Source organism: Kitasatospora sp. NPDC057542 (assembly GCF_042801945.1).
Taxonomy (GTDB): domain Bacteria; phylum Actinomycetota; class Actinomycetes; order Streptomycetales; family Streptomycetaceae; genus Kitasatospora.
The window spans coordinates 1-7,939 of sequence record NZ_JBHVFE010000422.1; the positions used below are offsets into that span (position 1 = coordinate 1).

Consider the following 7,939-nt stretch of genomic DNA (forward strand, 5'->3'; position numbering starts at 1 on the left):
GCCGGAACCCCGGCCGGGCGCTCGTTCCGCATCCGGCCATCCACCGAGGGGCGGGGCTTCCGCCGGTCCCGTCGGGCCCGGAAAATCCGCTGGCGCGACACGCGCCGAACCTCGACCCTGGTCACCGTGCCAGAACCCAAGCATCGGATCCGCGCCCTCCACACCGCCACCACGGTGACCATCTACCAGGCGTACGCGCCGGAGATCGGCCTGCCCGCCGCACGGGACGGTCGCTTCCCGGCGGCGTGGAAGAGGGACCGGATGACGTGGATCAAACCGTCGTTCCTCTGGATGATGTACCGCTGCGGATGGGCGAGGAAAGAGGGGCAGGAGACAGTCCTTGCGATCGAGATCACCCGCGAGGGCTTCGAATGGGCGTTGGAGAACAGCTGCCTGTCTCACTACGAACACGGACTGCACCCCGACCGGGCAACGTGGAAGCGTGAGTTGAAGCGGTCCCCGGCGCGCGTGCAGTGGGATCCCGAACGCGATCTGCACCTGCGGCCGCTGCCCTTCCGTTCACTTCAGCTCGGCCTCGCCGGCGAGGTTGCTGCGCGCTATGCGGACGAGTGGATCGTCTCGGTGAAGGACGTCACCGCACTCGCCCACACCATCCACGCCCACGTGCGGGAGGGAGAGCTGGAGCAAGCCCGGAAGCTTCTGCCGGCCGAAAGCGCGTACCCGTCCGGCGACACACTCCTGACCCACCTGGCCGGTTGAGCTCAAGTCAGCCCTGAACGGGGAATTCGCCGTCCTGGATCGCGGCGATGAACGACCCCCAAGCCGCGGCGGGGAAGATCAGGGCCGGGCCATTGGGGTCCTTGGAGTCACGGACCGGGACGACGCCGGGGAGAAATCCGGGGGCCACTTCGATGCAGTCGCCGCCGTTGGGAGCGCTGTAGCTGCTCTTCCGCCAGACGGCTCTGGCGAGCTCGTTCCGCGTCATCCTTGTACCCTTCCAGCGCATCACGGATCAGCGCAAGCGAGTTACTCCCTGAGAGTACCTCGCTGCGAAGCCGATCATAGGCGCGCCGGTGCGAGGCGACGACTTCCGGATCATTGCTCGGATGCCCTCGATCCAAGCTCTCCGAGTAGACGTAGTTCTGCCCATCAGGCATCTCCAGTAGAACCATCGACGTAGGAATGACGGTCCTACGATCCGCGAACGGCGCGATCTCAATGATCACGTTCGACAGTTCCGAGATGGCCAGCAGGTGCTCCATCTGGCGACGCATCACGTCTGGCCCACCGATGACCGTTCGAATCGTACTTTCGTCGAGAACAGCCAGGAGCAACGGTCCGTCCTGCACGAGGAACCGCTGCTGTCGAGCCAATCGTGCAGCCGTCCGCTCCTCAATCAGCGCCGTCGAATTGCCAGCGGCGAACAGCGCCCGCGCATACTCACGGCACTGCAGCAAGCCATGCATATAGCCGCACTGGTAGACGCGGGCTCCAAGCGCCTCGGACTCCATGTCCACATGACTCTGGAACCAGTCCGGATGCTCAACCCCAGCGTTCCAGTCCACCCGGTCCCAGAGCCGCTTCAGCGACCCGCCCGTGTCGAGCAACAGATCTGCCTGCACGACCATGTCCGGCGGCATGCGCCTCTGGCCGGACTCGTACCTTGTGATGTTCGGCCTGGTGCAGTGCAGCAGCTTCGCCAACTGCTCCTGCGTGTAGCCGGCCATCTCCCGGTAGAACCGCAGCTCTTCGCCGAAGATCCGCGCCGAACTGGCCGTCACTTCGCTCTTGAGTCGCCGGTGTGCCATGCCCGACCCCCTGACGTACCGCGTGTGCCTGGTACCCGATTTCGGCCATCACCGTATCTCCGCAGGCCGATCATTGAGACCGGAACGCAATCATCTGCATGCGTAGCGTGATTGCGCGCTCCCTTCGCACGCCCCCTCCGCCCCTGAGGTCCCCCCATGCTCACTGCCCGCCGCCCCCGCACGTTCGTCGCCCGCCTCGACTCCCGGGCCGAATCCACGCCCCTCGCACGGTACTTGCTCCGCGCCTACCTCTCCGGCCTGCCCACCGGCGAGCGCTACTGCGACACCGCCGAACTGCTCCTCGGCGAGCTGTTCGCCAACGCCGTCCAGCACTCCGACGCGCCCGCCGACCGGCACATCGAGATCCGCTTCGCCCTCGTCAACTCCCGCCTCCGGCTGGAGGTCCACGACGCCGGCAGCGGCCGTCCGTCCCTCCGGACCGCTGCGCCGGACGACGAGCACGGCCGCGGCCTGTTCCTCGTCGACGAACTCGCCGAACGCTGGGGCTGCGCCACCCGACCGGGCGGCATCGGCAAGTTCATCTGGGCCCTCGTCGCCCCCGGCCCCTCCCTCGTCACCGTCTGAAAGCCCAACCACGCCATGCACCTCGCCACCCTCGCCCGCCACGCCCTCTCCCGCGGCACCACCCCCGCCGCCACCTACGCCCTCCTCGCCCGCAAACCCCTCCCCTCCGCCCGCGCCGTCTGCCTCGCCCTCACCATCCCCCTCGCCGAGACCACCCGCCGCCTCGACGACTGCTACGACGCCCTCCTCGCCAACCCTCGCACGGGCTCCGAGACCGACACCGGCGAACTCCTCGAAGCCCTCGGCGTCTTCGACGTCCCCGCCTCCCTCACCACCACCGAACTCGCCGTCGTTGACCACTTCCTGATCGCCGTCGACGCCATGGGCGGCATCCGCCCCGGCCACCAGCACGGCCTGAACCGCTGGTTCACCACCGGCAACCTCACCGCCGCCTACCTCTCCCTCGCCGCCGCCCACCCCCTGCCCCGCACCGGAAACCCCACCCTGTACTGGACCACCCTCGTCACCGCCGGCGAACTCCTCACCACCACCCCCACCCCCGACACCCGCCTCAAGTACGCCCTCACCCACTGCCGCACCCAAGCAGCCACCCACACCTGACCCACGCCGCGCACAGGAAGTCGGCCCCACCGACTTCCTGTAACCCTCACCGGTCCCCCATGATGGTGATCATGACTGGTGAGCCCTTGTCCGTGCCCCTCGCCGAGCTGCGCAGATCGTTCGACGTGTTGCTCTGCCACGTGGAAGCCGCTGCGGCGGGCGATACCGTCGCCCTGGACGAGGACTACTTCTGGTCCATCCCCCCGGACAAGCTCTACGACGTCACGCGGGAGCCGGACGACCTCACGATCGGACAGCTCTCGGAATCCTGGCAGCACCTGAGGGACCTGCTCGCCGACCCGGATCGCGCGCTGAGCTACCACCTGACGTGGCTCGCCGACGTCCTGCGGGCCATCGCCCACGACCTGCCGGCGTAGTCCCCTCCCACCCCGCGCGGGAAGTCGGCCCCACCGGCTTCTCACGCACTTCCCCGATGCGCGGGCCGTCGGCCGGGTGAGCAGCGCGCCCCCGGAGGCCCCACCTCGCCTCTTCCTGCCGTTCACATGAACAGCGGGTCGGCCGGCTACGGCCAGGGGTAACCCACTTGCTCGGGGTTGTAACCTCCGCAGAGCTCGGCGGTGGCCCGGGGATCGCCTGCGGTCAGCTGCGCTTCAAGGCGCTCGGCCTGGTCCGACGGGTCGTCGGCGGAGATCGGGAAGGTCATCAGGAACTGGGCCCAGGGCAGCCATGTATCGGCCCGGTTTGGGGGATGGTTCAGGACGACGTGGATTTGATCGGGTTGCTCGCCCCGGGAGGCCCAGACGTCTTCCAACTCGCAGTCCCACCTGGCGAGCCAGTCCTCGCGCCCCCTCAGCCCCGCCTCAAGCAGCCGCCTGACCACTCCTGCCGGCCACTCCCAACTGCGGTCCTCTCCGGCTCGCAGGACCTCGGCCTCGTACTGACCCGTGGTGAACCGAAGCTCCGGCAGGTGGAAGTCCTGATTGGCCGGGTCGCGCCAGCCCTCCCAGACGACATGCTCCCCGTCACGCCCGACCGTCATGTACAGGGCACCACAGCACATCTCCACGCCACACCCGGACCAAGCGAGACGAACCTCGTGGGGCGTCGCAGTGGCATGCAACGGCCCGTCCCGGCCCAACAGATACCGGGGGCCCACTCCCGCGTACAGGGAGCCTCCCACCCCACCGGGGAAGGCGTCGGCCAGAAGGTCCCGGCCATTGACGATCGGGCGGACCTCGATGCCGCCCTCGCCGGGCGGTGGGCAGACGATGTTCAGGCTGAGAAGGTCCGGTTCTGTGGCCACCGGCCAATGATCGCGGAGCCGGCCTCAGCTGTCATGTGAATTCGCGCGGCCTCCGCTCAGGGCGGCAAGGGGCTCCGATGGGGATGGGGTCAGGGGGCGGTGAACGGTCGGCATCAACCCGTCAGGTTGCGGGGCGCCGGTAGGATCAGCGCTCCAACGAGGAGCGCGATGCGATCAGCAGGTCATGGTAGCGAGGGGCAGAAGTACGCTCTGACCTCGGATGAGGACGACGCCGACTTCTGGGGCTTTGCTCATGAGGCCGACGGGTTGTTCACGCCGCTGCCGGAGGAGGCGGGAGCACGACGAGTGCACCTCACGGGTTGCCTCCCGCAGGGCGGCCTCCTCAAGAGCCTTGACCACGTTGGCAGTCGTCGCGCCATGGCGGGTAACGCCTGGTTCGACGTCCTTGATGCCGACGGTGCCACCATGGGGTCCTACTTCGTCGGCGAGGTCACCGTCGTCGACGTCCAGCCCTCCCCCCGCGGAGCCGGCCTCGTCGACCTCACGGTGACGCTGTGGTGCGAGAACGCCCTGCCCGGGGCGGACGTCATGTGGGACCTGATCCGCATGGGGCGCCTGAATCGCACCGGCATGTGGCACGACCTGGACCGTGAGGACAGACGAGCGTGGCTGTCGGTGGCGCTGTGGTCCCATCAGTACCGACGGCGGAGGACGGTCGATACTCCCGTCGGCGAAGTGTTCACGCTGGACGGTCGGCACATCGTTGACGAGGACAGCTTCTACTGTGCGATGGGCGAGGCCGTCAACGGTCCTGGCGGATACTTCGGTTGGAACCTCGATGCTCTCGACGACTGCTTGAGAGGCGGCTGGGGTGCCACCCCTCCCTTCACGCTGCGGTGGGAGTCCTCGGCCGAGGCCAGGGCGGCTTTGGCCGAGCGCACGCCCACCAGCGACGGCACAGCATCGCTGTTCGACCTGATCGTGGAGATCTTCGAGGGCCGGGGCATCAGCGTGGTCCTGCGGTGACGGCTGGTCGCTCCCGAGGGTCGGCGGGCGGCGTCCCGACCGATCGCGGGCCGCAGGCCGCCGGCAGGGGACGGTCCGGTTCCCGAAATCGCCGTCAACTACACTCGGTTCACAGCGTGTGGCGATGTCGCCCACCCGTTGGGGGGGCAGTGAGGTGGCAGCAGTGATCTACCGCAACCCGGAGAACGTGCACCAACCGGTCGCGGGATACACCCATCAGATCGAGGTCCGCGAACCGGCGCGATGGCTGGTGCTGTCCGGTCAGATCGGGATGCGGCCGGACGGATCGGTGCCCGCGGACCCGGTCGAGCAGATCGAGGTCGCCCTGGAGAACCTGCGGCGCAATCTCGACGCGGCCGGCATGGGGGTGCGCGACGTCGTGAAGCTGACCTTCCTGCTGGTCGGGGAGAACGAGGAGGGCGAGCCGGCCCGGCGGCGCGCGGCCTTCGACAACTGGCTGGGCGACCACAAGCCGGCCATGACGCTGCTCTACGTCTCCCGGCTCGCCTCACCGGCTCTGCGCGTCGAGATCGACGCGTGGGCCTGCCAGGACAACGGGGATTCCTGAGGACGGCGCCCGACCGCCGCCACGGCCGGGCGGCGGGCAGGTCCGTCCCGCCCGGCCCCCGCGCGCTGCGGCGCTCAGACCTGCTCGGGCGTCCCGCTCCGGCCCCGGAACGTGTTCCGGTACGCCTGGGGCGACACTCCGATCGCGGCGTGCAGGTGCTGGCGCAGCGACGCCCCGGTGGCGAAGCCGATCTCCGCGGCGATCCGGTCGACCGGCAGGTCGCTGGTCTCCAGCAGGTGGCGGGCGCGGTGCACCCGCTGCTGGATCAGCCAGCGGCCCGGGCTGGTGCCCGTCTCCTCCTGGAAGCGGCGGGCGAAGGTGCGCGGGCTCATGCGGGCGTGCGCGGCCAACTCCCGTAGCGCGAGCGGGCGGTCGAGGTGTTCCAGCACCCAGGCCTGGGTCGCGGCGGTGCCGCTGTTTCCCTCCGGTGGCACCGGCTGTTCGATGTACTGGGCCTGGCCGCCCTCGCGCCAGGGCGGCACCACGCAGTGCCGGGCGACCTGGTTGGCGACGGCGCTGCCGTGGTCGGAGCGCACCACGTGCAGGCACACGTCGAGCCCGGACGCGGCGCCCGCCGAGGTGAGCACGTCGCCTTCGTCGATGAACAACACGTCGGCGTCCAGGTCGACTTGGGGGAACATCCGGCGGAACGCGGGAGCCAGGGCCCAGTGCGTGGTGGCGCGCCGCCCGTCGAGCAGACCGGCGGCGGCCAGCGCGAACGCGCCGGTGCAGATGGAGACGATGCGGGCGCCGGGGCGGATCCGGGCGAGGGCCGCACGGTCCGACTCCGGCAGGTCGGCGGTGACGCGCTGCAGGGCGTAGGGCGGGATGACGACCGTGTCGGCGCTCTCCAGCGCCTCGGGCCCGTGCCCGACGGTGATCGTGAAGTCGGCGTCGGTCGCGACCGTCCGGTCGTCCGTCGCCGCGCACGTCACCACCTCGTACGCCCCCGGCACCCCGGGGAAGACCCGGTTGGGGATGCCCAGTTCGAAGGGGTACACGCCGTCCAGGGCGAGGACGACGACGCGGTGCGGCGGCCGGTCGCGGAGGCCGCAGGGTTCCATCGCAGGCATGGCACGATCCTATCGGTCTTTGGCAATCCTGCCATTTCCCAGGTCAGGGCCGGGGCCGCACGCTTGATCCATGACCACGAACACGATGCGAGCCATCACCCAGACCACCTTCGGCGACCCGGACGTCCTCCACGAGGCCGAGGTCGAACGCCCCGCACCCGGCGTCGGCGAGATCCTCGTGGCCGTCCACGCCGCCGGCGTCAACCCCACCGACTGGAAGCACCGCGACCGCGAGATCTTCCTCGGGCAGCCCCCGTTCACGCTCGGCTGGGACGTCTCCGGCGTCGTCGAGGCGGTCGGCCTCGGCGTCTCGCTCTTCGCGCCGGGCGACGAGGTGTTCGGCATGCTGCCGTACCCGTACGGAGCCGGTTCGCACGCCGAGTACGTCACCGGTCCCGCCCGGGCCTTCGCGCCCAAGCCCGCCGCGCTGTCCCACACCGAGGCCGGCGCCCTTCCGCTGGTGGCGCTCACCGCCTGGCAGGCCCTCGTCGACACCGCCCGGGTCCGGCCGGGGCAGCGGGTGCTGGTGCACGCGGCGGCCGGCGGCGTGGGGCACGTCGCCGTGCAGATCGCCAAGGCGCGCGGCGCGTACGTCATCGGCACCGCATCCGCGGCCAAGCACGACTTCATCCGCGGCCTGGGCGCGGACGAGGTCATCGACTACCGCACCGCCGACTTCGTGAAGGAGGCCCGCGACATCGACGTGGTTCTCGACCCGCTCGGCGGGGAGGACCGGCTGCGCTCCCTGGAGACGCTCCGGCCGGGCGGCGTCCTGGTGTCGATCCTGCCGCACGACCTCGACGAAGTGACCGCACGGGCAGCCGAGTTGGGCGTGAGGGCGAAGGCCATGCTGGTCGAGCACGACCAGGCGGGCATGGCCGCGATCGCCGCACTCGCCGAGTCCGGGCAGCTGCGCGTGCACGTCTCCGGCACCTACCCGCTCGCCGAGGCGGCGAAGGCCCACACGGAGGGCGAGACCGGCCGGGTCACGGGGAAGCTGGTGCTCACCGTCCGCCCGTAACGGCCCCCACCAGACCGCGGCGGGTGAACTTCTCCCGGATCTCGGCGACGGAGGGCACGATGGCCGGCCCGACCCCGTCCATGACGTAGTCGGCGTGGCCCTCCAGCAGGG

Annotated in this window: 11 protein-coding genes and 1 pseudogene; 7 read left to right on the forward strand and 5 right to left on the reverse strand. The window is 70.0% G+C overall.

Features of this window, described 5'->3' with window-relative positions:
- Positions 1-126: 126 nt before the first annotated feature.
- Positions 127-720 (forward strand): DUF4291 domain-containing protein, encoded by a 594-nt coding sequence (locus ACFU7Y_RS35070; protein ID WP_380770792.1) that lies wholly within the window; start codon positions 127-129, stop codon positions 718-720.
- Between the two features lie 7 nt (positions 721-727).
- Here the strand turns inward: ACFU7Y_RS35070 and ACFU7Y_RS35075 are convergent, their stop codons facing one another.
- Together ACFU7Y_RS35075 and ACFU7Y_RS35080 are read right to left on the reverse strand one after the other, a co-directional pair.
- Positions 728-868 (reverse strand): DUF397 domain-containing protein, encoded by a 141-nt coding sequence (locus ACFU7Y_RS35075; protein WP_380770783.1) that lies wholly within the window; start codon positions 866-868, stop codon positions 728-730.
- Positions 828-1,769: a helix-turn-helix domain-containing protein gene (locus ACFU7Y_RS35080; protein ID WP_380770784.1), complete on the reverse strand. Its 942-nt coding sequence runs from the start codon at positions 1,767-1,769 to the stop codon at positions 828-830. The genes ACFU7Y_RS35075 and ACFU7Y_RS35080 overlap by 41 nt, the downstream gene beginning before the upstream one ends.
- Positions 1,770-1,925: 156 nt before the next feature.
- Between ACFU7Y_RS35080 and ACFU7Y_RS35085 the strand changes: the two genes are divergently transcribed.
- From ACFU7Y_RS35085 to ACFU7Y_RS35095, 3 genes are all read left to right on the forward strand, one after another.
- Entirely contained in the window at positions 1,926-2,354 is a 429-nt protein-coding gene (locus ACFU7Y_RS35085) for an ATP-binding protein (protein ID WP_380770785.1), read from the forward strand.
- A gap of 15 nt (positions 2,355-2,369) precedes the next feature.
- Positions 2,370-2,915 (forward strand): hypothetical protein, encoded by a 546-nt coding sequence (locus ACFU7Y_RS35090; RefSeq protein WP_380770786.1) that lies wholly within the window; start codon positions 2,370-2,372, stop codon positions 2,913-2,915.
- Positions 2,916-2,986: 71 nt separating this feature from the next.
- Positions 2,987-3,292 (forward strand): hypothetical protein, encoded by a 306-nt coding sequence (locus ACFU7Y_RS35095; RefSeq protein WP_224273661.1) that lies wholly within the window; start codon positions 2,987-2,989, stop codon positions 3,290-3,292.
- Between the two features lie 146 nt (positions 3,293-3,438).
- On the opposite strand, the gene ACFU7Y_RS35100 is transcribed toward ACFU7Y_RS35095, so the two are convergent.
- The gene (locus ACFU7Y_RS35100) at positions 3,439-4,179 is read right to left on the reverse strand and encodes a hypothetical protein (protein ID WP_380770787.1); all 741 of its coding nucleotides are present in this window, start codon (positions 4,177-4,179) and stop codon (positions 3,439-3,441) included.
- A 168-nt stretch (positions 4,180-4,347) separates the two neighbouring features.
- On the opposite strand from ACFU7Y_RS35100, the gene ACFU7Y_RS35105 reads away from it, so the two are divergent.
- Together ACFU7Y_RS35105 and ACFU7Y_RS35110 are read left to right on the forward strand one after the other, a co-directional pair.
- Entirely contained in the window at positions 4,348-5,166 is an 819-nt protein-coding gene (locus ACFU7Y_RS35105) for a barstar family protein (protein WP_224273670.1), read from the forward strand.
- Between the two features lie 154 nt (positions 5,167-5,320).
- Positions 5,321-5,734 carry a RidA family protein gene (locus ACFU7Y_RS35110; protein ID WP_380770788.1) on the forward strand — a complete coding sequence of 138 codons (414 nt, stop codon included), beginning with the start codon at positions 5,321-5,323 and terminating at the stop codon, positions 5,732-5,734.
- Between the two features lie 74 nt (positions 5,735-5,808).
- Here the strand turns inward: ACFU7Y_RS35110 and ACFU7Y_RS35115 are convergent, their stop codons facing one another.
- Positions 5,809-6,807: a GlxA family transcriptional regulator gene (locus tag ACFU7Y_RS35115; protein WP_380770789.1), complete on the reverse strand. Its 999-nt coding sequence runs from the start codon at positions 6,805-6,807 to the stop codon at positions 5,809-5,811.
- A gap of 70 nt (positions 6,808-6,877) precedes the next feature.
- Here ACFU7Y_RS35115 and ACFU7Y_RS35120 point away from each other — a divergent pair, with 70 nt between their 5' ends.
- Positions 6,878-7,828, forward strand: a complete 951-nt coding sequence (locus tag ACFU7Y_RS35120) for an NADP-dependent oxidoreductase (protein ID WP_380770791.1) — start codon at positions 6,878-6,880, stop codon at positions 7,826-7,828.
- 1 nt (position 7,829) lies between these two features.
- Here ACFU7Y_RS35120 and ACFU7Y_RS35125 read toward each other — a convergent pair.
- Positions 7,830-7,939 (reverse strand): annotated as a pseudogene (locus ACFU7Y_RS35125) (zinc-dependent metalloprotease); the annotation flags it as partial.